Here is a 21,657-nt window from a genome sequence, read left to right as displayed (position 1 = left end):
CTGGCCGTAATTGATCGAAATGCGAGGAATGTGCCCTCATGTAAGTCTGGTCGAGGCCCTTCCAACCTCACCCTCTAGGAGTGAACCCGCATGGGCATCAAGGACCAGTTCCAGGACAAGGCCAACGACCTCTCCGCCAAGGCGAAGGGCGCCATGGGCGGCGAGAAGGACGAGGCGAGCGAGCGCGCCTCGCAGGCCCGTGACGACGCGCAGGAGCGCGGCTCGCAGGCTCAGGAGGAAGCGCGTGAGCGTTCCGCGAAGTCCCCTGACGACGCTCAGCGGGCGGCGCAGGAGCAGCAGGACAAGTTCAACCAGGACTACGACGCCTGACGCTGCGCTGAGCTTTGACCAGTGGGGCCCCTGGGACGCCGGGGGTCCCGCTTTTGCGTGCGGGGGGCGCGGGGCGCCGGGGTGTTGCGTGGGCCCCGGCCAGGGGCGCGGAGCGCCGGGGGGTTGCGTAGCCCCCGGCTGGGGGCGCGGGGCAGGGGGGCTCGTTGCTGGGCGTGGGCGTGTTCGTCTGCTGCTCGGTGGGGGGTCGATCCTGTCCCGCCGCTTCGCGGCGGATCACTCCCACCCACCCGCCCATTACCCCGCAGCGCGATCAGCCCACCCACCACTACCCCGACGGGCACCAGCCCCCCCCCACCCGTCACGCAGCAAGACGACCAGCCCTCACCCGATACACCGCAAGGCAACCAAGCCCCCACCCGCCACACCACACGGCGACCCGCCCGCCCCCCAGCCCCTCACACCGCAGGGCAATCGGGTGGGTGGGTGGGGAAGAATCCGGCGCGAAGCGGCGGGGCAGGGTCCGCCCCACGGCGGGACGGGACAGACCAACCCCCACCCCCCGGCAGCCCACCGCCAGGTGGGAACTACCCCCCGGTACGGGCCTGTTCGTCGGCGGAGCCGCCCGCTCCTACGAGCCCCGTGGAGACCGACCCCAGCCGGGGTTCGAACCTCCGCATCTCCCGCTGCCCGACCGAGCCGATGATCCCCGGCAGGTAGCCCCGGATGCCCTGCATACCCCGCAGCCACCACTGCGCGTACACGTGGCTCGACCGCCGTTCGATCCCGGCGACGATCCGGTCGACGGCCGGACCCAGCGGATACGTCTTGTTGGACGGCCACGGCAGCCTCTGCCGAAGCTCCCGCATGACGTCGTCCTGGTCCGCGCCCCGCACCATGTCCGTATCCGTCCAGGACAGGTAACCGACGCCCACCTTCACGCCCTTGTAGCCGACCTCGGCCCGCAGACAGTGCGCGTACGCCTCGACGCCCGACTTCGAAGCGCAGTACGCCGTCATCATCGGCGCCGGCGTGATCGCCGCGAGCGAGGCGATCTGCAGCAGGTACCCCCGGCTCTCCATCAGGACCGGCAGAAACGCCCGCCCCGTCACCGCGCTGCCGATGAGGTTGACCTCGATCACCCGGCGCCACGCCTCGGGGTCGGACTCGACGAACGGACCGCCGTTGGCGACGCCCGCGTTGGCGACGACGATGTCGACCTTCCCGAACCGCTCCTTGACCTCCTGGGCGACCCGCGCCATCGCGACATGATCCGTGACGTCCGCGTGCCAGGCCTCGGCCTCGGTGTGCAGCCGCCCCGCAACCTGCTTCAACTCGTCCGGCTCCAGGCCGACCAGCGCGACCTTCGCACCCCGCGCCGACAGCTTCCGCGCGAGCAGCTCCCCCACGCCCCGCGCCGCCCCGGTGACGACCGCGACCTGACCCTCAAGGCTGACCTTGCTCATGCGCTGCTCCCTTCGAGCCCCTGGACCTGCTGATCGCCCACGCGTACGTACTTCCGCACGAGGTTCCTGATCCCCTCGGTGACCGTCTCCGGCGCCTCCACCGGCGTCATGTGCCCGATCCCGGGCAGCTCGGTGAGCCCGAGCGAGTCCGGCAGCATCTGGGCCAGGCGCCGCGAGAGCGGGATGGGGGTCATCCGGTCGGCGGTGCCCGCGATGATCGCGGTCGGCACCGTCAACTCCAGTACGCCCGCGTCGAGTTCGAGCTCGTCGAGCACGTGCGACCAGCGGTAGCGCACCACCCTCGGGCACCCGTGCACGATCCGCGCGCACACCTCGACCCGCTCCGGGGGCGAACCGGGGCCCATCGTGGCGTACTTGAGGGCCCGGCGGGCCATGGGCGTGACGGGCCCCAGCGGCGCCTTCGCCCCGAGCACCGAGCGCGTCAGCCGCGTCCGGATCCGCCCGGCCCGCAGCGGCACCACGGTCGACGCCGCGACGAGCCCCGAACTCCCGGTGCTGCACAGCAGGACGGCGGCCGCGTGCTCCCGGAACCCCGGACGCGTACTCGCCGCCATGATCGTCATGCCACCCATGGAGTGCCCGGCCACCACGGCCCGCTCCCCGGGCTCAAGCGTCGCCGCGAGCACCGCCTCCAAGTCGTCGGCGAGGGCAGTCGTGCTGTACCCCTCGACGCCCCCCGGCGCGACACTGCGCCCGTGGCCCCGCTGGTCGTACGCGATCACCCGGTGGTCGACGGCCAGGTCACGTATCTGCGCCGCCCAGAAGGCGGTCGAGCACGTCCACCCATGGGCGAGCACCACCGCGGGCGCCCCCTCGCGGCCGTGCACCTCGGCGTGCAGCCGCGCGCCGTCCGCCGACACGACGGTCAGCTCCCGCGCGGCCGCGGGCGGCGCGAACGGCCCGGTCGTCACATGCGTCAGCCTGCTCATGCCGCTGCCTCGGCCTTCTTCGTCCTACGGGACTTCGGTGCCGCCTCGTCCACACGCACCTTGGGCGGCCGCACCACCTCGTACTCGGCGAGGTCCACCCGCCGCGTGGCATTGCGGAACTCGCTCGTCGTGCCCGGCCAGATCGTCGTGTTCACGCCGTTCTCGTCGAGGTACCAGCTGTTGCAGCCGCCGGTGTTCCACACGGTGCGCTTCATGCGCTCCTGCACCTTGTCGTTCCAGGCGTGCACGGCGCTCGTCCGCGCGGCGAGCGCGGCCCGGCCGCCGAGAACGTCCAACTGCCGTACGTAGTCGGCGAGATAGTTCAGCTGGGACTCGATCATCAGGATCATCGAGGAGTTCCCGAGACCCGTGTTCGGGCCGATGACCGTCATGAAGTTCGGGAAGCCCGCGGCAGTGGCGCCGCGCAGCGACTTCATCCCGTCCTTCCAGGTCTCCATCATCGTCACGCCGTCGGCGCCCACCACGCGTTCGGCGATCGGCATGTCCGTCACATGGAATCCCGTACCGAAGATGATCGCGTCGACCTCGGTCTCGGTGCCGTCCGCGGCGATCACGGTGTTGCCGCGCACCTCGCTGAGCCCGCTCGCGACGACGTCGACATTGGGCTGCGCGAGCGCCGGGTAGTAGGTGTTGGAGAGCAGGATCCGCTTGCAGCCGATGCGGTACGACGGTGTCAGCTTGGCCCGCAGCGCCGGATCCTTGATGGCGCGCGCGATGTTCCGCTTGGCCAACTGCTCGACCGCACCGAGCTCGTTCGGCCGCTTGGTGAACGCCTGGACCTGCAACTCCCTTATGCCCCACAGGATTCCGCGCCGGGCGTGCGTGGTGAACGGCAGCTGGCGGTGCACCCAGCGCTCGGCCTTGCTGATGGCGCGGTCCATGCGCGGCATCACCCAGGGCGGGGTGCGCTGGAAGAGGGTCAGCTTGCCGACCTCGCGCTGGATCGCGGGCACGATCTGGATGGCGGAGGCGCCGGTGCCGATCATCGCTACGCGCTTGCCGCGCAGGTCGTAGTCGTGGTCCCAGCGCGCGGAGTGGAAGACCTTGCCCTCGAAGGTGTCGAGGCCGGGGATGTCCGGGAGCTTGGGGTCGGACAGGGGCCCGGTGGCGGAGACGACGACATCGGCGGTGAGGGTGCCGTTGCTGGTCTCGATCTCCCACCACAGCTCGTCCGCGTCCCAACGCAGCAGCTTCACCTCGGTGTTGAGGCGGATGTGCGAGCGGAGGCGGAAGGTGTCGGCGACCTGCTCCAGGTACTCCTGGATCTTCTCCTGGCCCGAGAAGGTGCGCGGCCAGTCGGGGTTGGGGGCGAAGGAGAACGAGTACAGATGCGAGGGCACGTCGCACGCGCAGCCCGGATAGCTGTTGTCCCGCCAGGTGCCGCCCACGGCACCGGCCCGCTCCAGGACGACGAAGTCGGTGACGCCTTCCCGTCGCAGCCGGACCGCGGCGCCGAGCCCGCCGAACCCGGACCCGATCACCGCCACCCGCACGTGCTCGCGTCCACCCTCGCGCTCGCCGCCTTGCTCGCGCCCCCGCTCGCGCTCCTGCTGGCGCTCGTCCTCGGCCATGCCGCCGCCTCCCGAACTGCTTCACGACTCTGCCAGTGACCACTGGCGCAATTGGGAGAGTAGAACAGCCGCGTACTGATGGGTAGGGGTTCGGCGTCTTGAGTTACCGCCGGTAGAACAGAGCGAACACCCGCACGATCCGGCAGCACATAGGCTGCTGCCGTGGCAGAGACACGCGAGTACCGCATGGAGGAGCTGGCCAAGGCGGCCGGCATCACGGTGCGCACCGTGCGCTTCTACCGTGAGCGCGGCCTGATCCCGCCACCCCGCCGCGAGGGCCGCATCGCCTGGTACGACGACCATCATCTGGCCAGGCTGCGGACCATCGCCGCGCTCCTGGAGCGCGGCCACACCCTGAGCGGCATCGCGGAACTCGCGGAGGCCTTCGAGAACGGCCGCGACGTCGGCGAACTCCTCGGCATCGGCGAATCCACCGAGGAGACCCCGGTCCGCCTGACCCCCGAGGAACTGGCCGACCGCTTCGCGGGCGAGGTCACCCCCGAGAACCTCGCCGCGGCCCTGGACCTCGGCTACCTCGGCACGGACGGCGACGAGATCGTCCACGTGAGCCGCCGCCTCCTGGACGTCTCATCGGCCCTGGTCCGCGAGGGCATCCCCCTGTCCGCGGTCCTGGAGGCGGGCCAGCGTGTACGCGAACACGCGGACGCGCTGGCCGAGTTGTTCATCACGATCATCCGCACGCACACACCCGCCGAGGCGGGCGACGTCAGCATCGACCGCCTGCGCCCGCTCGCGAAGAGCGTGGTGGAGGCGGAACTGTCGATGGCGCTGGACCGCAGGCTGGCTTCGGAGAAGCCGAAGGATCATTAGCCCGGCTGAGAGAATCCAGCCCGTCCGGCGTCTGAGGACCGGGGTCTGGGGCGGAGCCCCAGTTTCGGGAAGGGGCGGGATCGGGGAAGAAACCGCCGGAGGCAAGACCTCAGCCCCCACGCACCCGCCCGCCCTACCGCGGCAGGAACCACCGAGCCTTGTAAATCCCGCCCCCGACCAGCTCGTACTCCCCCCGGGGCCGATGCACGCTCACCTTGGTCGTCCACCAGGTCTCCTCAAGACCGCCCTCCGGCACGGTGGAGATGACCTGCCCCGTACGCGGATCATTGCCGACCCCCTTCACCGACTTCCGGGAAATCTCCCCGGCCCCGGCGAAGTCCTGCACAAAGGCCCGGCCACCGATGTCGTACTGGAAGACGGCGGTGTTCGTCGTCACCCAGAGCCGCCCGGGACGCCCGGCCACAGGGAAGAGGTCATGTCCGCCGGGGGTCTTGCCCGGCGTACCGACCGGAAGCCCGATCGAGAACCGCCGCGTCAGCGTGGGCCGTGCCCGCGTGCCACCCACGGCGTACGTCACCAACTCATCGTCACCGATGGCCCACAGCACCTCACGCGCACCGTCCCAGTGCAGCCCGTGCGCCCCCTTCAGCTCCACCTCGGCGTACCGCGAGGCATGCGGCCCCTGCGACGCCGCGTACAGCCTGACCAGCGCGCCCGTGCTGCACGCCACCGCCACATTGCCGTCCGGCAGGATCTCCGCGCTGTGCGGATTGAAGAGATCGTCGCCGGGCCCGATCGCCGTACCCCAATACCGCTTCCCCGACGGGTAGTCGACGACGGCGACGAAGCCGAAGGACGCGGTGGTCAGGACGTACGTACGCCCCTTGTGTCTGCGCACCTTCGACTCGCACGGATACACCCAGCTGTACTCCGGCCGAAGGTCCTCGTACCCCTTGCGCCTCATCGGCGAGAACGCCCACCGCACGACGGACGGATCGTTCTGGGGGTCCCAGACCCTGCGCCGCGGATCGAGCACGAGGATGTGCTGGGTGGCCTGCTCGGTGAGGATTACGGGCGGCGTGCCCCGGGGAACCCCGCCGGGAGCTCCGGCGCCACCGGCAGCTCCGGCCGGTGCCGCGGCCGCCATCGGCAGCCCCGCCCCGATCCCCGCGCCCAGAGCCCCGAGCAGCACACCTCGACGAGACGGTCTCGACATACCGGACATGAAGTCTCCCCCACACGGCTGACAGTTGAGACATTGTCAGGTACGCGCTCGCAACATGCCATGGCGCCGCGCGGCATCACATGTCGTAGACCACCGTGACGGGCGCATGGTCCGACCACCGCTGATCATGAGTGGCCGCCCGCTCCACGAAGCCCTTGACCGCGCGCTCCGCGAGACCCGGCGTCGCCACGTGGTAGTCGATCCGCCAGCCCGTGTCGTTGTCGAAGGCGCGCCCCCGGTAGGACCACCAGGAGTAGGGGCCCTCGACGTCGGGATGCAGTGCCCGCACCACGTCGACGTATCCGGCGTCCCCCTCGAAGACCTCACTGAGCCAGGCACGCTCCTCGGGCAGGAAGCCCGAGTTCTTCTTGTTGCCCTTCCAGTTCTTGAGGTCGGCCTCCTGGTGGGCGATGTTCCAGTCGCCGCAGACCACGACCTGGCGCCCCTCGGCGGCGGCCCGCCGCTTGAGCTCCTTCAGGTAGGTGAGGAACTCCCCCATGAAGCGGACCTTCTCGTCCTGCCGCTCCGTGCCGACCTCGCCCGAGGGCAGATACAGGCTCGCGACCGTGACGCCGGGCAGATCGGCCTCGACGTAGCGCCCGCTGCCGTCGAACTCCTCCGAGCCGAATCCGACCTGCACGCGATCCGGCTCACGGCGCGTATAGAGGGAGACGCCCGCGCGCCCCTTGGCGGCGGCCGGCGCGTGTGTGACGTGCCACCCCTCGGGGGCCCGCACCTCCTCCGGCAGCTGCTGGGGCTCGGCCCGCACCTCCTGGAGGCAGAGCACGTCGGACGAGGTCTCGGCGAGCCACTCGACGAAGCCCTTCTTGGCGGCGGCGCGCAGCCCGTTCACATTCACACTGGTCACTTGGAGCATCCCGGAACGATACCGGCACACTTAATGGATACCGGCACGCCTCCGCATAGAAGTACGATGATTCGCATGAGTATCCAGTCGCCGTCGCAGCGATCGCAGCGGGCAGCCATCGAGCTGTGCCCCACCCCCTTCGACCACCCCGACGCGGTCAAGCTCAACGACCGCGTCCAGCTCGAGTACGCGGAGCGGTACGGCGACGAGGGCGACGTCACACCCCTCGACCCGGCCATGTTCGCGGCCCCGCGCGGTTTCTACCTCGTCGCGTACGACGAGAACGGCACCCCGGTGGCCACCGGCGGCTGGCGCGGCCACGAGGAGAACGACGAGGGTTACGCGCACGGCGACGCCGAGATCAAGCGCATGTACGTCACCCCGGAGGCCCGCGGCCTCGGCCTGGCCCGCCGCATCCTGGCGGCCCTGGAGGACGACGCGAGGGCGGCGGGACGGACGCGCATGGTCCTGGAGACGGGCACGAAGCAGCCGGAGGCCATAGCCCTCTACACGTCGACCGGCTACACCCCGGCCCCCGCGAAGTTCGGCCACTACCGCTTCGAGGACCTGAGCCGCTGCTACGTGAAGCCGCTGTAGTGCGCCTGTGCCTCAGTATTGAGGCACAGCAAAGATCCCGCCCGGTTCGAAGAACCGGACGGGATCTCATGTGCAGTGGACCTGTGGGGATTTGAACCCCAGACCCCCTCGATGCGAACGAGGTGCGCTACCAGACTGCGCCACAGGCCCTTGCAACGAGTGAAACTCTAGCATCCCGATCCGGGTGCTTGGAAATCCGTTCCTGACCGGTCCCTCGCTGGTCAGGCCTCACTCGTTGGCGGCCCGCGGCCGCTCCCCGTCCTCGTACTGATCGAAGAGGGGCGTACGTCCGCGTTCGCGCGCCCTGCGCGCGGAAGCGGCCCGCCGTGCGTCACTGCGGCCACCGCCTCCGTCCACGCCTTCGGCGCCCTCGGCGCCTTCCGCGCCCTCGGCGTAGTCGGCGTAGTCGGTGTACTCGCTGCCGTCCGTCTCGCCCCGCGCCTCGTCGGCGGTGGACCCGACGGAGCTCGACCGCGCCGAGCTCCAGGCGTCGGGTGCGCCCAAGTCGACGTCACCGGTGGCCCGCGGGGCGACCGGCGCGGTCACGTACGTCGGCAGGGGCACCGGCACCGGGTCCCAGCTGTCGCCGTGCCCGGGGCGGCGCTGCCGCTCACGCTGCTGGTCCACCCACTCCGCGTGGTCGGTCTGCTCGACCAGGGCGCGGCGGTCGGCGGCGAGTGCGGAGAGCCCGGTCTCCGTCTCGGGGCCCGGTCCTTCCTCCGCGTCGTCGACGACCGCGTCCGCGCCGCCGGGCGCGCGCCTGCGCGGCTGACGCTCCCGCAGCCGCTGCGCGGCGACCTCGGCCCTGCGCCGGTCCATGGTGTAGGTGAAGCGGCGCCGCTCCTGGCCCCGCAGATACACGATGTACGCGCTCAGGAGCGCGGCCGGCGCCGCGGGTGCCCAGAGGAACGCGAGCCCTCCGACTGCGGCGACGATGGTGCCGACCGTGAAGGCGACGAACAGCATCACCGTCGTACGCCGACGGCGTGCGAGCACCTTCGTGCGCCGGGCGCGCGCGGCGGCTTCCGCCGATGCGGCGCGCCGGGCGTGCGACTGCTGGGAGCGCGCCGCGGACGGGGCCGGGGTCGGGACCGGGGTCTGCGCCTGCCCTGGGGCCGGGGTGTTCACCTGGGCCTTCACGGAGGGCTTGGCCTGGGGCTTCGCCGCGGGCTGCGCCTGGGACCGTGCCGGAGGCTGCGGCGTCTGCGGCCTCGACGGGGGGTGCTGCGCCTGGGGTTTGACCGGCGCCTTGCCCTGCGGCTCGGGCCTCTCGTCCTGGCCGCCCTGTCGATGCGGGGGCGCGACGAAGGCCCGGACGTCCACCGAGCCGGTGGCGTTGTCCGGGTCGCGCGACTCCTCCTCTTCAGGCGAGCGCGCTTGCAGGTCCTTGGCGTACCGGCGCTCCATCCCCGCACGTCCGGACAGGAGCCGGATGGCGGTGCTGAAGCGTTCCGTCGGACGGGCTTCATTGAGCTCGTCCTGCCTACGGAGCCACATCGGCACCAAGTAGGCGGCCCAGGCCCCGACGATGACTGCGTAGATGAGGCCGCTGCTGCTCACGCCTCACACGGTAGAGGGGTTTGCTTGAGGCCATCTGCCAATTGAGCCGGTGTGTCGCACGATCTGGCTGATATCTCGAACTTTTTTTGTGACTGATGCGATCAACAGGCCACCGGGACCGTGAAATTAATGCCTCGGAGGGACCAAGTCGGGCCCCAGACGGTCGATCACCGATCAATTTCAAACACTTATTCTATTTACGCGGTGTTCCGGGGTCGTGCCTGGTGCCAGCGCCGCAGCAACCCTTCCGGTACCTCTTCCGCGGTGAGTGCGAAGACAAGATGGTCACGCCAGGCACCGTCGATGTGGAGATAGCGTGGACGAAGCCCCTCCTCGCGGAATCCGAGTTTCTCCACGACCCTGCGACTTGGCCCGTTCTCGGGGCGAATACAGACCTCGATACGGTGCAGCCCGACCGACCGGAAGCAATGGTCGACCGCGAGGGCGACGGCGGTCGGCATCACGCCGCGGCCCGCGACCGACTGGTCGACCCAGTAGCCGACATGGCCCGAGCACATCGATCCCCAGGTGATCCCGGCGACCGTCAACTGCCCCACGAGCCGCCCCTGGTACTCGATCACGAAGGGCAGCATGCGCCCGGCATGCGCCTCGGCGCGCAGATGCCGGACCATCTGACGGTACGTCGGACGGTGCACGATCGGGCCGCTGGGCGTGGGCGGCGGGATGGTCGCCTCCCAGGGGCGCAGCCAGTCCCGGTTGCGCCGGTTCACCTCACGCCAGGGCCGCTGGTCGCGCATCTTTATCGGACGGAGGACGACGTCGCCGTCCGTCAGCTCGACGGGCCAGGAAGGGCTGTTCAGCTCGCACCACCCGGGGGTCTTGGGTGGTCGCCACCCCGGAGCTGCTCGACGGCGTGCGCGAGGAGGGGCTCAAGGACGGCGATGCCGTCGCGCACGCCGCCGGTGGAGCCCGGCAGGTTCACGATGAGCGTGCGCCCCGCGACTCCGGCGAGGCCGCGGGACAGCGCGGCCGTGGGGATCTTCTCCCTGCCGTACGCGCGAATCGCCTCCGGGATGCCGGGCACCTCGTGGTCGATGACGGCGCGGGTGGCCTCGGGGGTGCGGTCGGTGGGCGAGATGCCGGTGCCGCCTGTGGTGAGGATCACGTCGAATCCGGCGTCGGCTCCGGCGCGCAGGGCCTGCTCGACGGGGTCGCCGTCGGGGACGACCTGGGGGCCTTCGACCTCGAAGCCGAGCGCGGCAAGCGCCTCGGCGATGATCGGCCCGCCCCGGTCGGCGTAGACCCCGGCGGCGGCGCGGTTGGAGGCCGTGACGACGAGTGCCCGGTAGGCGGTCATGCTCCGGCTCCTTCGCGGCTCCAGTCCCCGGACTTGCCGCCGGTCTTCTCCTCGACGCGTACGTCCGTGATGACCGCGCCCTTGTCGACGGCCTTGACCATGTCGATCACCGTGAGGGCGGCGACGGTCACCGCGGTGAGCGCCTCCATCTCGACGCCGGTGCGGTCCGTCGTCTTCACCGTGGCGAGGATCTCGACGGCGTCGTCCGCCACGGAGAGGTCGAGTTTCACTCCGGAGACGGCCAGCGGATGGCAGAGCGGGATCAGGTCGGGCGTGCGCTTGGCGCCCATGATGCCCGCGATCCGCGCGGTGGCCAGGGCGTCGCCCTTGGGGACGCCTTCCCCGCGCAACAGCTCGATCACGCGGGGCGAGACCAGGACGCGGCCACTGGCGCGGGCGGTGCGCGCCGTCACGTCCTTCGCGGATACGTCGACCATGCGGGCGGCGCCCGCCTCATCGATGTGCGTCAGTCGCTGCTGGCTACTCATGTGCTGTGGCGCTCCCGGTCCGGGCCCTCCCGCGGTGCGGCGCGAGGGGGTTTATGTGCGCGACACCGTACCGCGCGGGAGCGCCTTTCAGCCGAGCAGGACCACTTCGACGTCGCTGCCCGGCTCCACCGACGCGGTGTCCTCCGGGACGACGATCAGCGCGTTCGCGTGCGCGAGGGCCGCGACGAGGTGGGAGCCCGCGCCGCCCACGGGGCGCACGGTGCCGGTGTCGGCGTCGTACTGCCCGCGCAGGAACTGTCGCTTCCCCTTGGGCGAGGTCAGCGCCTTGTCGGCGGCGAGCTCCGCGCGCGCCGTGGGCCGGTGGACATCCGGGAGGCCCATCAGGGCACGCACCGCGGGACGTACGAAGATCTCGAAGGAGACGTACGACGACACGGGGTTGCCCGGCAGTGCGAGCAGCGGGGTGTGGTCGGGGCCGATGGAGCCGAAGCCCTGCGGTTTGCCCGGCTGCATGGCGAGCTTGCGGAACTCGATGCCGCTGCCGTCCTCGTGCTCGTCCCCGACCGAGGCGAGGGCTTCCTTCACGACGTCGTACGCGCCGACGCTGACGCCGCCCGTGGTGACGATGAGGTCGGCGCGGATCAGCTGGTCCTCGATGGTGGAGCGCAGTGTCTCGGCGTCGTCGGCGACCGCGCCCACGCGGTAGGCGATGGCTCCGGCGTCCCGGGCCGCGGCGGTCAGGGCGAAGCTGTTGGAGTCGTAGATCTGGCCCTTGGCCAACTCCTCGCCGGGCTGGATCAGTTCGCTGCCGGTGGACATGACGACCACGCGGGGGCGTGGGCGCACCGTGACCGTGCCGCGGCCGATCGCGGCGAGCAGGGCGATCTGCGGGGCGCCGAGGACCGTGCCCGCGGTCAGCGCGCGGTCGCCGGCCCGGACGTCGCTGCCACGCGCCCGCACGTGCGCGCGTGCCTCCGCGGGGCGGTGCACGCGGACCTCACCGAAGGCTCCTTCAGGGGCGGCGCTGTGGGCGCGCATCCCGGAGACGGGGCCTTCGCCGAGGCCTCCGTCGGTCCACTCCACGGGGACGACGGCCTCGGCGCCGGGCGGCAGCGGTGCGCCGGTCATGATGCGGGCGGCCTGGCCGGCGCCGACGGTGGGCTGCTCGCCCTGGCCCGCGGCCACGTCACCGATGACCGTCAGGACGGCGGGGAACTCCTCGCTCGCGCCCGTGATGTCGGCGACCCGGACCGCGTAACCGTCCATGGAGCTGTTGTCGAAGGGCGGCAGCGAGACGGGCACCGTGACGTCCTCGACGAGGACGCAGCCCTGGGCGTCGAGGAGTTGGAGCTCGATGGGCTCCAGGGGGCGGACGGATCCGAGGATGTCGTCCAGGTGCTCGCTCACCGACCAGACGTGTTCCTGGCCGGTGGCTTCGGTCGTCGCGCTGCTGCTCAAAGTGCTACATCTCCTCGGACACGTAACTGCGAAGCCAGGCCTGGAAGTCCGGGCCCAGGTCTTCACGTTCGCACGCGAGTCTGACAATGGCACGCAGATAGTCGCCCCGGTCGCCGGTGTCATAGCGGCGGCCCTTGAAGACGACGCCGTGCACGGGGCCGCCGACCTTCTCGTCCGCCGCGAGCTGCTGGAGTGCGTCGGTGAGCTGGATCTCGCCGCCGCGGCCCGGCTCGGTCTTGCGCAGTATGTCGAAGACGTGGGGGTCAAGGACATAGCGGCCGATGATGGCGTAGTTGCTGGGGGCGTCCGCCGCGTCGGGCTTCTCGACCAGGCCGGTGACCTTGACGACGTCGCCCTCGTCCGTGGCGTCCACGGCCGCGCAGCCGTAGAGGTGGATCTGCTCCGGGGAGACCTCCATGAGGGCGATGACGCTGCCGCCGTGCCGCTCCTGGACCTCGACCATGCGGGCGAGCAGCGGGTCACGCGGGTCGATCAGGTCGTCGCCGAGGAGCACCGCGAAGGGTTCGTTGCCGACGTGGGGGGCTGCGCACAGGACGGCGTGACCGAGCCCCTTGGGGTCGCCCTGGCGGACGTAGTGCATGGTCGCGAGGTCGCTGGACTCCTGGACCTTCGCCAGTCTCGCCTCGTCGCCCTTCTTCAGAAGGGCCGACTCCAGCTCGTAGTTGCGGTCGAAGTGGTCCTCCAGGGGGCGCTTGTTGCGGCCCGTGATCATGAGGACGTCGTCGAGGCCGGCGGAAGCGGCCTCCTCGACCACGTACTGGATCGCCGGCTTGTCGACGACCGGCAGCATCTCCTTGGGAGTGGCCTTGGTGGCCGGCAGGAACCGGGTGCCCAGGCCTGCTGCGGGAATGACAGCCTTGCTGATCCTTGGGGGGTGAGACTCAGTCATGTCCGTAACCATAACCGGTGAGTATGTGCGGAATCTGTGGCTCCGGACATTTTGTTCTCATATGAGCGCACCTGGAAGGGTTTGTGAGCGCACCATGCAAGAAACCGGCTCGGACCAGCCGCACGATCAGCCAACCAAGCGCACGTTGCGCGGAGAATTCCTCGCGGTGAGAAGCCGGTTGACTAGGGATGACGCGCAGAAGGCCGCGGCGGTTCTCGCCGACCGCGCATTGGAGCTTCCGGAGCTCGCCGGGGCGCGCACGGTCGCGGCGTACGTCTCCGTGGGGAGCGAACCGGGGACGCGCGCCCTCCTTGACGCCCTCCACGCGCGCGGGACGCGGGTCCTGCTGCCGGTGCTCCTGGAGGACAACGACCTGGACTGGGCGGCCTATGAGGGCGAGGGCTCGCTCGCTCGCGTGCAACACCCGGGAAAGATCCAGCTCTTGGAACCCTCGGGGGCGCGGCTCGGGCCCGACGCCGTCCTGGCGGCCGACGTCGTGCTGTTGCCCGGCCTTGCCGTGGACGCGCGCGGGATGCGGCTGGGGCGCGGCGGCGGGTCGTACGACAGGGTGCTGGCCCGGCTCGGGAGGGCCGGGGCCGATCCGGCTCTGGTGGTGCTCCTGTACGACACGGAAGTCGTCGCGCACGTCCCCCAGGAGCCGCACGACAAGCCGGTGCACGCCGTCGTCACCCCGTCGGGAGTACGCCGCTTCCGCTGACCCTCTCCGCACGGGAAAGGGCCCTCCACGCGCGCGTGGAGGGCCCTTTCACTGCTGTGTGCGGCGGCTCAGGGCCGCAGCACCAGCGTGTCGTTCGTGCTCTTCTTCACGGCGTTCTCCGAGAAGGACCACGGCAGCAGCTCGCCCTTGACCCACTTGCTGGTCTGGTCGGTGTAGTGCGCGTTGTAGGCGTGCCCCGAAGCACCGGTGAGGTTGATCCACTTCGACTTGTCGAGGTCGTCGAGGTTCACCACCATGCGCATCGACGGCACCCACTGCACTCCGTAGCCGCCCGCCGCGTTCCAGCCGGTGGCGTTGACCGCCGCCTCGCCGCCGCCCAGCTTGAACGGGCCGCGGTTGAGCATGAACTGGAGCCAGCCGGGGCCTTCGACGCCCAGGGTCTGGTTCTTCAGGGTCAGCCGGTGCAGGCGGCCCCAGCTCCAGGTGTCGACGTCCTTGCCGAGCTTGGCCGTCAGGTCCCAGCGCGCGTCCTCCATGGCCCGCCCGAACAGCTGGTCACGGGTCTTGGTCGCGGCGTCCGTGCGGGTCTTCGGCGACTTCCACCAGTCGTTGTCCTCGTCGTCGAGGATCGACCGGATCACTTCGTAGTAGCGGTCGCCGCCGTCGGGCTGGGCGGATTCCGCGTCACGCTGGCCGCACTCGCGCACCGGCTCGGCCTCGTCGGCGGGACCGGTGTTCCCGGCCGGCTCGACGTTCAGGCACTGGCCCTTGACCCGCAGCTCCTTGGGCAGCTTGTTGCCGATGGAGAGCTTGAGGATGTTGCGCCAGACCGAGTTGAAGTACGCGGCTGCCGCCGAGTCGGCGTCCTGGGTGTAGTCCCAGCCCTCAAGGAGCTTCTGCGCCTCACGGACGTAGCTGTCCTTGACGTCGATCTTGAGCAGCTTGGGCACGAGCAGCTTGGCGATCTCGCTGCTGTTGTCCATCTGCATCGTGCGCATGTCCTCGGTGGAGACCTTCCCACCGTTCTTGGTCTTCGACTGGATCAGGTCGGTGATGCGCTGGCTGCGCGCACCGTAGCCCCAGTCCGACGTGAGCTTGTACGGGTACTTGTCGTCGATGACGGCCTGGTTGGCGGTCACGATGTAACCGCGCTTCGGGTCGTACTCGTAGGGCAGCGCGGCCTGCGGGATGTAGCCGGTCCAGCGGTAGTCGGAGTCCCAGCCGGGCGCGGGAAGCGCGCCGTCGCCCTTGCCGCGGACCGGGATCTTGCCCGGTGCCTGGTAGCCGATGTGGCCCTTGGTGTCCGCGTAGATCAGATTCTGCGAGGGCACTTCAAAAGAAGAGGCCGCCTTGCGGAAGTCGGAGAAGTCCTTCGCCTTGTTGAGCTCGAAGACGGCGTCCATCGACTTGCCCGGCTGCAGCGCGGTCCAGCGCAGCGAGACTCCGTAGCCGTCGCCACGGTCGGGGGCCGCGCTGTCGACGGTGGCCTTCTTGCCGACCTTGACCAGTTCGTCGTCGCGGTCGGACAGCAGCGGGCCGTTGCCGGTCTCCCGCACGGTGATCTTCTTGGGCTTGCCGCCCGCGACCTTGATGGTCTCCACCCGCGACTTGAAGGGCAGCACCTTGTCGTCGTACTCGTAGCCGTCGCCCTCGAACTTCTCGAGGTAGAGGTCGGTGACGTCGGCGCCGAGGTTCGTCATGCCCCAGGCGATGTCCTGGTTGTGGCCGATGACCACACCCGGCATGCCGGCGAAGGTGTAGCCGGAGACGTCGTACTGGCAGTCCTTGGAGACCGACCGGCAGTGCAGGCCCATCTGGTACCAGACGGACGGCAGCTGTGGTGACAGGTGCGGGTCATTGGCGAGCAGTGGCTTACCGGAGATCGTGTGGTCACCGGAGACCACCCAGGAGTTGGAGCCGATGCCGTTGCCGTTCGGGCCGAGGCCCGCGTCCGGGACGCCGTCCAGGATGTCGGAGAGGCCCGACATCTGGGACTGCAGGCCGTCGGGGGCCTGTGCGTTGCCCGCGAGGCCCGTGCCCGCCGCGCCGCCGGTCTGCGACTGGCTGTTCGCGCTGCCCTTGCCCTCGTACTCCTTGGTGACGCTGTTGTAGGCGCCCTCCTGGACGATGGGCTTGTTCCGGGCGTACGGGTACTCCGGGTACAGGTCCTTGATCTGGGACGGGCCGAGGCGGCTGGTCATCAGGGACCGGTCGATCTCGTCCTGCATGTTGCCGCGCAGGTCCCAGGCCATGGCCTTGAGCCACGCCACGGAGTCGACGGGGGTCCACTCCTGGGGCTCGTAGTCGTTGGTGAAACCGAGAGCGGCGTACTCCAGGGAGATGTCCTTGCCGCTCTTGTCCTTCAGGTAGGCGTTGACTCCCTTGGAGTACGCCTGGAGGTACTTCTTCGTCGCGGGCGAGAGCTTGGTGTCGTACTCCTTCTGCGCCACGCGGTGCCAACCGAGCGTCCGCAGGAACTCATCGGTCTTTACTTGACCCTTGCCGAACATCTCGGAGAGGCGGCCGGAGGTCATATGGCGGCGGACGTCCATCTCCCAGAACCGGTCCTGTGCCTGGACGAAGCCCTGGGCCATGAACAGATCGGCGTCGGACTCGGCGTAGATCTGCGGGATGCCGTTGCCGTCGCGCTTCACGTCGACGGGACCGGCGAGGCCGTCGAGCTTGATCGTCCCCTTGGTCTGCGGGAAGGAGGCACGCACCGTACTGACGCTCCAGTACGCCCCGTAGCCGATGCCCGCCACGATGGCCAGGACCAGGACGATCACGATGAGGCGGGCTCGGCGCCCCTTCTTCTTGCCGGACTTATGACCGGAAGAGGCGGTGGTATTCGAGGGCATCGCTGTCCTTGCTGTCCTTACGCGAGCGGCAGGGCTGGCTGGGCGGTGGTGGGAGCGCTGGAGCAACCATAGGCGCAGGGCACCGCGGCCCCGGACGCGGAGTCAGGAAGAGCATCGCGACACATCGTATGAATGTTCGAAGACGTCAAGGAAGCGTTAACAATTAGGTAAGGTAACGAAGTACTTGGCTCGCGCGGAGAGGAACGGCCCCTGACTGTCCACGACCTCAACCAGCTTCTGCTCATCTGCTCGCTCGTCCTGCTCGTCGCGGTCGCGGCGGTCCGCATCTCGTCGCGCAGTGGGCTCCCCAGCCTGCTCCTCTACCTCGGCATCGGCGTTGCCATCGGCCAGGACGGCATCGGCAACGTCACGTTCAACAATGCCGAGTTGACGCAGGTCATCGGCTACGCGGCGCTCGTCGTGATCCTGGCCGAGGGCGGTCTTGGCACGAAGTGGAAAGAGATCAAACCCGCGCTCCCCGCCGCCGCCGTCCTGTCGCTCGCCGGCATCGCGGTGAGCGTCGGCGTGACGGCCGCCGGTGCCCACTACCTGGTCGGCTTGGAGTGGCGGCAGGCGCTCATCATCGGCGCGGTGGTCTCCTCGACGGACGCGGCGGCGGTCTTCTCCGTGCTGCGGAAGGTGCCGCTGCCGCCGCGCGTGACGGGCATCCTGGAAGCTGAGTCGGGGTTCAACGACGCCCCTGTGGTGATCCTGGTCGTGGCCTTCTCCACCGCGGGCCCCGTGGAGCACTGGTACGTCCTCATCGGCGAGATCGCCCTGGAGCTCGCGATCGGTGCCGCGATCGGCATCGCAGTGGGCTGGCTCGGCGCCTACGGCCTGCGGCACGTGGCGCTGCCCGCCTCGGGTCTCTACCCCATCGCCGTGATGGCCATCGCGGTCGCCGCCTACGCGGCCGGAGCCATGGCGCACGGCAGTGGATTCCTCGCCGTCTACCTCGCCTCGATGGTCCTCGGCAACGCCAAGCTGCCGCACTGGCCCGCCACCCGTGGCTTCGCCGAAGGGCTCGGCTGGATCGCGCAGATCGGCATGTTCGTCCTGCTCGGCCTCCTGGTCACCCCGCACGACCTGCTGGACGACATGTGGCCCGCGATCATCATCGGCTTGATCCTGACCGTGGTGGCCAGGCCCCTGGGGGTCGTCCTCAGCCTGCTGCCGTTCCGGCTGCCCTGGCAGGAGAAGGCCCTGATGTCCTGGGCCGGCCTGCGCGGAGCCGTGCCCATCATCCTGGCCACGATCCCGATGGTGAACGGCGTCGCCGACAGCGAGCGGATCTTCAACATCGTCTTCGTCCTGGTCGTCGTCTACACCCTCATCCAGGGCCCTACGCTGCCGTGGCTGGCCAGGAAACTGCGCCTCGGCGACTCTTCGGGCGCCGCCGACCTGGGCATCGAGTCGGCCCCCCTGGAGCGTCTGCGCGGCCACCTGCTCTCGGTGGCGATCCCGAAGGGATCGCGGATGCACGGCGTCGAGGTGGGCGAACTGCGGATGCCCGCGGGGGCGGCGGTCACCCTCATCGTTCGCAACGGCGAATCATTCGTCCCGCAGCCCACGACCGTCCTTCAGCGCGAGGACGAGCTCCTGGTGGTCGCGACCGACCCGGTACGGGACGCGGCGGAGAAGCGGCTGCGAGCGGTCGGACAGGGCGGAAAGCTGGCTGGATGGCTGGGAACTGCTGGTCAGGACGGTCAGAGCCCAGAAGGGCGAGGCAATCACAGGTGACGGGCGCCTCATTCTCCGTATTCACAGGCCTGAGGGTTCCGTTCCCTGTACGATGAAGGCACACTTCTTCTGTACCAACTGATCGAACCAACTCTGTCTGACGCAGAGCTGGCGCCGACCGTATGGCGGCCGCGTGTCCTCGCAGTGGGCAACCGGCATCTACCGCAGTTCCGCGCAAGAGGACAGCTCTCGGCGCCGTCGCCCTGAAAAGGGGACGGGCTACCAGGCGGCAGAAAGGCACGGGCCGTGGCATCCACGGTCACCTCCCGCCCCGGATACGGACAGCTGCTGCGCACCCGCGGCGCCTGGACGTTTCTCCTGCCAGGCTTCGCGGCACGACAGCCCTTCGCGATGCTGACCATCTCCATCGTGCTGCTCGTGCAGCACACCACCGGCTCGTACGGCGTCGCCGGTGCCGTGTCGGCCGTCACCGGCGTCTCCATGGCGGTGTTCGCCCCCTTCGGCGGCAAGCTCGCCGACCGGTTCGGCCAGCGGGCCGTACTGGTGCCGGGCGTACTCATCCACACGGTGTCGGTGCTCTCCCTGACGCTGCTCGCGCTCTCCGACGCCCCCTTGTGGGCGCTCTTCGTCGCCGCGGTGCCCACCGGCGCATCGCAGCCGCAGATCAGCCCCATGGTGCGGGCCCGCTGGGGCGTCAAGCTCCAGGACACCCCGCTCGCCGGCACGGCTGCCGCCTTCGAGTCGGTCACGGACGAGCTGACGTTCGTCCTCGGCCCGCTCTTCGCGACCGCGCTCTGCACGACCATCGACCCGGCGGCCGGACTCTTCACGGAGGCCGGACTCACGCTGGTGGGCGGCCTGCTGTTCGCCGCGCAGAAGAGCACCCAGCCCAAGCCCGCCTCCCGCGAGGAGCACGCGCGCGTGGAGCACGTCTCGGCGCTGCGCATCCCCGGTGTGCGGGTCCTGATCGTGACCTTCCTGGGCATCGGCGCCGTCTTCGGCGGCATGCAGGTCTCACTGGCCGCCTTCACCGAGTCCATCGGCGAACCCGGCCTGAACGGCGTTCTGTACGGCACGTTCGCGGCGGGCAACATGCTCTCCGGACTCGTCTGCGGCGCCATCGCCTGGAAGATCGCCCCGCAGCGCCGCCTCCTCGTCGGGTACGCGGCACTGACCCTGATGGCCTCCGGGCTGTGGGCCGCGCACTCCGTGGTGCTGCTCGCCGGACTCGGTCTCCTGGTCGGCGTCTGCATCGCGCCCGCGCTGATCACCGGCTACACCCTGGTCGACCGTCTCGTGGACCCGTCAGGCCGCACCGAGGCCTTCACCTGGCTCACCGGCGCCGTCGCGCTCGGCCAGGCCGCCGCCGTCACGGTTGCAGGACAGCTGGAGGACCACCTCTGGGCCGGCGCCGGATTCCTGGTGCCGCTCGGCGGTACGGCGCTGGCCCTCGCGGTGCTCGTGACCCTGCGCTCGCGGCTCGTGCCGCGGTCCGTCGGACGCACCGTGGCACGTGGCGTCGGTCACCGCGAGCCGGTCACGGTGGACTGATCTCGCGGAATACGTCACTATGGACCGTCGTTAGCACTCAACGAGTGAGAGTGCCAGGAGGAAGCAAGTGCCGACGTACCAGTACCAGTGCACCGAATGCGGCGAGGGCCTCGAGGCGGTGCAGAAGTTCACCGATGACGCCTTGACCGTGTGCCCCGGCTGCGACGGACGCCTCAAGAAGGTGTTCTCGGCCGTCGGCATCGTCTTCAAGGGCTCCGGCTTCTACCGCAACGACAGCCGCGGCTCGTCGTCGAGCAGCACGCCGTCGACGGCGACCGCGTCGAAGTCCTCGGACGCCAAGTCGTCGGACTCCAAGTCCTCCGCGGGCGCTTCGTCGTCGTCCTCGTCGTCGGACTCGAAGCCGTCCGGCTCCTCCTCGGGGTCGTCCACGAGCTCTTCGAGCTCGTCGGCCGCCTAGGGCGCACCGCCCCGCACACGCTTTCTTCCAGGTCCCCGCTGTCCTCCGACAGCGGGGTCTTCGGCGTTCCCGGGCCCGGCTACTGTGCTCGGCATGGCGAACACGGCGAACGCGACGCGGGCCGAGGTCGGTGTCATCGGCGGCTCCGGCTTCTACTCCTTCCTCGACAACGTGACCGAGCTCCAGGTCGACACCCCCTACGGAGCGCCGAGCGACTCCCTCTTCATCGGTGACATCGCCGGGCGGCGGGTCGCGTTCCTGCCCCGGCACGGCCGCGGACACCATCTGCCGCCGCATCGCATCAACTACCGCGCCAACCTGTGGGCGTTGCGCTCCGTGGGCGTACGGCAGGTGCTCGGGCCGTGTGCGGTGGGCGGCCTTCGGCCCGAGTTCGGGCCCGGGACACTGCTGGTGCCCGATCAGCTCGTGGACCGCACGAAGGCGCGTACGCAGACGTATTTCGACGGGGTGCCGCTGCCGGACGGGAGCATCCCGAACGTCGTACACGTGTCGCTCGCGGACCCCTACTGCCCCGCCGGGCGCAGCGCAGCGCTGAAGGCGGCCCGCGGGCGGGAGTGGGAGCCGGTGGACGGCGGGACGCTCGTGGTGATCGAGGGGCCGCGGTTCTCGACCCGTGCCGAATCGCTCTGGCATGCGGCGCAGGGCTGGTCGGTGGTGGGCATGACCGGGCATCCCGAGGCCGTGCTCGCCCGTGAACTGGAGCTCTGCTACACGTCGTTGACGCTGGTCACGGACCTGGACGCGGGTGCGGAGAGCGGCGAAGGCGTATCGCACGAGGAGGTGCTCCAGGTGTTCGCGGCGAATGTGGACCGGCTGCGGACGGTGCTGTTCGACGCGGTGGCGGGGCTGCCGGCGGAGGGTGAGCGGGAGTGTCTGTGTGCGGGGGCGCTTGGCGGGATGGATCCGGGGATTCGGCTGCCGTGAGGTGAGGTGGGGGCCGGGGCGGGGGCGGAACT

General features: G+C 70.0%; 20 protein-coding genes and 1 tRNA gene. 8 read left to right on the top strand and 13 right to left on the bottom strand.

Annotated elements, in window-relative coordinates; all coding sequences use genetic code 11:
- Window positions 1–90: 90 nt before the first annotated feature.
- Window positions 91–330 (top strand): hypothetical protein, encoded by a 240-nt coding sequence (locus ACWGI2_RS29995; RefSeq protein ID WP_453400137.1) that lies wholly within the window; start codon window positions 91–93, stop codon window positions 328–330.
- Window positions 331–875: 545 nt separating this feature from the next.
- Here ACWGI2_RS29995 and ACWGI2_RS29990 read toward each other — a convergent pair.
- The 3 genes from ACWGI2_RS29990 to ACWGI2_RS29980 are packed head-to-tail and all read right to left on the bottom strand — an operon-like array spanning window position 876 to window position 4,296.
- Window positions 876–1,754: an SDR family oxidoreductase gene (locus ACWGI2_RS29990; protein ID WP_453698705.1), complete on the bottom strand. Its 879-nt coding sequence runs from the start codon at window positions 1,752–1,754 to the stop codon at window positions 876–878.
- Entirely contained in the window at window positions 1,751–2,704 is a 954-nt protein-coding gene (locus ACWGI2_RS29985) for an alpha/beta fold hydrolase (protein WP_453698703.1), read from the bottom strand. The genes ACWGI2_RS29990 and ACWGI2_RS29985 overlap by 4 nt, the downstream gene beginning before the upstream one ends.
- Window positions 2,701–4,296: a flavin-containing monooxygenase gene (locus tag ACWGI2_RS29980; RefSeq protein WP_453698701.1), complete on the bottom strand. Its 1,596-nt coding sequence runs from the start codon at window positions 4,294–4,296 to the stop codon at window positions 2,701–2,703. The genes ACWGI2_RS29985 and ACWGI2_RS29980 overlap by 4 nt, the downstream gene beginning before the upstream one ends.
- Before the next feature lie 162 nt (window positions 4,297–4,458).
- Between ACWGI2_RS29980 and ACWGI2_RS29975 the strand changes: the two genes are divergently transcribed.
- Window positions 4,459–5,127 carry a MerR family transcriptional regulator gene (locus tag ACWGI2_RS29975; RefSeq protein WP_453698699.1) on the top strand — a complete coding sequence of 223 codons (669 nt, stop codon included), beginning with the start codon at window positions 4,459–4,461 and terminating at the stop codon, window positions 5,125–5,127.
- A gap of 133 nt (window positions 5,128–5,260) precedes the next feature.
- Here ACWGI2_RS29975 and ACWGI2_RS29970 read toward each other — a convergent pair whose 3' ends face one another.
- Together ACWGI2_RS29970 and ACWGI2_RS29965 are read right to left on the bottom strand one after the other, a co-directional pair.
- A complete protein-coding gene (locus tag ACWGI2_RS29970; protein WP_453698698.1) occupies window positions 5,261–6,313 on the bottom strand; it encodes a DUF6528 family protein in 1,053 nt (350 codons plus the stop codon).
- Between the two features lie 76 nt (window positions 6,314–6,389).
- A complete protein-coding gene (locus ACWGI2_RS29965) occupies window positions 6,390–7,190 on the bottom strand; it encodes an exodeoxyribonuclease III (RefSeq protein WP_453698696.1) in 801 nt (266 codons plus the stop codon).
- Between the two features lie 66 nt (window positions 7,191–7,256).
- Between ACWGI2_RS29965 and ACWGI2_RS29960 the strand changes: the two genes are divergently transcribed.
- Window positions 7,257–7,778, top strand: a complete 522-nt coding sequence (locus tag ACWGI2_RS29960; protein WP_453698694.1) for a GNAT family N-acetyltransferase — start codon at window positions 7,257–7,259, stop codon at window positions 7,776–7,778.
- A 76-nt stretch (window positions 7,779–7,854) separates the two neighbouring features.
- Here ACWGI2_RS29960 and ACWGI2_RS29955 read toward each other — a convergent pair.
- From ACWGI2_RS29955 to galU, 7 genes are all read right to left on the bottom strand, one after another.
- Window positions 7,855–7,928, bottom strand: a tRNA-Ala gene (locus tag ACWGI2_RS29955).
- A gap of 78 nt (window positions 7,929–8,006) precedes the next feature.
- Window positions 8,007–9,338, bottom strand: a complete 1,332-nt coding sequence (sepX, locus tag ACWGI2_RS29950) for a divisome protein SepX/GlpR (protein ID WP_453698693.1) — start codon at window positions 9,336–9,338, stop codon at window positions 8,007–8,009.
- Between the two features lie 197 nt (window positions 9,339–9,535).
- Entirely contained in the window at window positions 9,536–10,159 is a 624-nt protein-coding gene (locus tag ACWGI2_RS29945; RefSeq protein ID WP_453400306.1) for a GNAT family N-acetyltransferase, read from the bottom strand.
- Entirely contained in the window at window positions 10,156–10,656 is a 501-nt protein-coding gene (locus ACWGI2_RS29940) for a MogA/MoaB family molybdenum cofactor biosynthesis protein (RefSeq protein ID WP_453400128.1), read from the bottom strand. The genes ACWGI2_RS29945 and ACWGI2_RS29940 overlap by 4 nt, the downstream gene beginning before the upstream one ends.
- Window positions 10,653–11,144, bottom strand: a complete 492-nt coding sequence (moaC, locus tag ACWGI2_RS29935) for a cyclic pyranopterin monophosphate synthase MoaC (protein WP_160505558.1) — start codon at window positions 11,142–11,144, stop codon at window positions 10,653–10,655. The genes ACWGI2_RS29940 and moaC overlap by 4 nt, the downstream gene beginning before the upstream one ends.
- Window positions 11,145–11,231: 87 nt before the next feature.
- Window positions 11,232–12,563 (bottom strand): molybdotransferase-like divisome protein Glp, encoded by a 1,332-nt coding sequence (glp, locus tag ACWGI2_RS29930; protein ID WP_453698691.1) that lies wholly within the window; start codon window positions 12,561–12,563, stop codon window positions 11,232–11,234.
- Between the two features lie 4 nt (window positions 12,564–12,567).
- Window positions 12,568–13,473, bottom strand: a complete 906-nt coding sequence (galU, locus tag ACWGI2_RS29925) for a UTP--glucose-1-phosphate uridylyltransferase GalU (RefSeq protein ID WP_453400126.1) — start codon at window positions 13,471–13,473, stop codon at window positions 12,568–12,570.
- Window positions 13,474–13,567: 94 nt separating this feature from the next.
- Between galU and ACWGI2_RS29920 the strand changes: the two genes are divergently transcribed.
- Complete coding sequence (locus ACWGI2_RS29920) at window positions 13,568–14,191, top strand: 5-formyltetrahydrofolate cyclo-ligase (RefSeq protein ID WP_453698689.1); 624 nt, start codon at window positions 13,568–13,570, stop codon at window positions 14,189–14,191.
- A gap of 68 nt (window positions 14,192–14,259) precedes the next feature.
- On the opposite strand, the gene ACWGI2_RS29915 is transcribed toward ACWGI2_RS29920, so the two are convergent.
- Complete coding sequence (locus tag ACWGI2_RS29915; RefSeq protein ID WP_453698687.1) at window positions 14,260–17,010, bottom strand: penicillin acylase family protein; 2,751 nt, start codon at window positions 17,008–17,010, stop codon at window positions 14,260–14,262.
- Window positions 17,011–17,220: 210 nt separating this feature from the next.
- On the opposite strand from ACWGI2_RS29915, the gene ACWGI2_RS29910 reads away from it, so the two are divergent.
- The 4 genes from ACWGI2_RS29910 (at window position 17,221) to ACWGI2_RS29895 (ending at window position 21,625) form a co-directional block, all read left to right on the top strand.
- Window positions 17,221–18,750, top strand: a complete 1,530-nt coding sequence (locus tag ACWGI2_RS29910) for a potassium/proton antiporter (RefSeq protein WP_453400305.1) — start codon at window positions 17,221–17,223, stop codon at window positions 18,748–18,750.
- Between the two features lie 246 nt (window positions 18,751–18,996).
- Window positions 18,997–20,262 carry an MFS transporter gene (locus tag ACWGI2_RS29905; RefSeq protein ID WP_453400123.1) on the top strand — a complete coding sequence of 422 codons (1,266 nt, stop codon included), beginning with the start codon at window positions 18,997–18,999 and terminating at the stop codon, window positions 20,260–20,262.
- A 67-nt stretch (window positions 20,263–20,329) separates the two neighbouring features.
- Complete coding sequence (locus tag ACWGI2_RS29900; protein ID WP_453698685.1) at window positions 20,330–20,680, top strand: FmdB family zinc ribbon protein; 351 nt, start codon at window positions 20,330–20,332, stop codon at window positions 20,678–20,680.
- A gap of 93 nt (window positions 20,681–20,773) precedes the next feature.
- The gene (locus ACWGI2_RS29895; protein WP_453698683.1) at window positions 20,774–21,625 is read left to right on the top strand and encodes an S-methyl-5'-thioadenosine phosphorylase; all 852 of its coding nucleotides are present in this window, start codon (window positions 20,774–20,776) and stop codon (window positions 21,623–21,625) included.
- Window positions 21,626–21,657 lie beyond the last annotated feature (32 nt).

The sequence above is a fragment of the Streptomyces sp. NPDC054866 genome (genome assembly GCF_053610745.1).
This window is presented reverse-complemented; position numbering and strand designations above follow the sequence as displayed.

What these genes read in the sequence shown, in the direction of transcription:
- ACWGI2_RS29995 (WP_453400137.1), top strand. Translation starts at nt 91, where the DNA reads ATGGGCATCAAGGACCAGTTCCAGGACAAGGCCAACGACCTCTCCGCC.
- ACWGI2_RS29990 (WP_453698705.1), bottom strand. Translation starts at nt 1,754, where the DNA reads ATGAGCAAGGTCAGCCTTGAGGGTCAGGTCGCGGTCGTCACCGGGGCG.
- ACWGI2_RS29985 (WP_453698703.1), bottom strand. Translation starts at nt 2,704, where the DNA reads ATGAGCAGGCTGACGCATGTGACGACCGGGCCGTTCGCGCCGCCCGCG.
- ACWGI2_RS29980 (WP_453698701.1), bottom strand. Translation starts at nt 4,296, where the DNA reads ATGGCCGAGGACGAGCGCCAGCAGGAGCGCGAGCGGGGGCGCGAGCAA.
- ACWGI2_RS29970 (WP_453698698.1), bottom strand. Translation starts at nt 6,313, where the DNA reads ATGTCCGGTATGTCGAGACCGTCTCGTCGAGGTGTGCTGCTCGGGGCT.
- ACWGI2_RS29965 (WP_453698696.1), bottom strand. Translation starts at nt 7,190, where the DNA reads ATGCTCCAAGTGACCAGTGTGAATGTGAACGGGCTGCGCGCCGCCGCC.
- ACWGI2_RS29960 (WP_453698694.1), top strand. Translation starts at nt 7,257, where the DNA reads ATGAGTATCCAGTCGCCGTCGCAGCGATCGCAGCGGGCAGCCATCGAG.
- ACWGI2_RS29940 (WP_453400128.1), bottom strand. Translation starts at nt 10,656, where the DNA reads ATGACCGCCTACCGGGCACTCGTCGTCACGGCCTCCAACCGCGCCGCC.
- moaC (WP_160505558.1), bottom strand. Translation starts at nt 11,144, where the DNA reads ATGAGTAGCCAGCAGCGACTGACGCACATCGATGAGGCGGGCGCCGCC.
- galU (WP_453400126.1), bottom strand. Translation starts at nt 13,473, where the DNA reads ATGACTGAGTCTCACCCCCCAAGGATCAGCAAGGCTGTCATTCCCGCA.
- ACWGI2_RS29920 (WP_453698689.1), top strand. Translation starts at nt 13,568, where the DNA reads ATGCAAGAAACCGGCTCGGACCAGCCGCACGATCAGCCAACCAAGCGC.
- ACWGI2_RS29915 (WP_453698687.1), bottom strand. Translation starts at nt 17,010, where the DNA reads ATGCCCTCGAATACCACCGCCTCTTCCGGTCATAAGTCCGGCAAGAAG.
- ACWGI2_RS29895 (WP_453698683.1), top strand. Translation starts at nt 20,774, where the DNA reads ATGGCGAACACGGCGAACGCGACGCGGGCCGAGGTCGGTGTCATCGGC.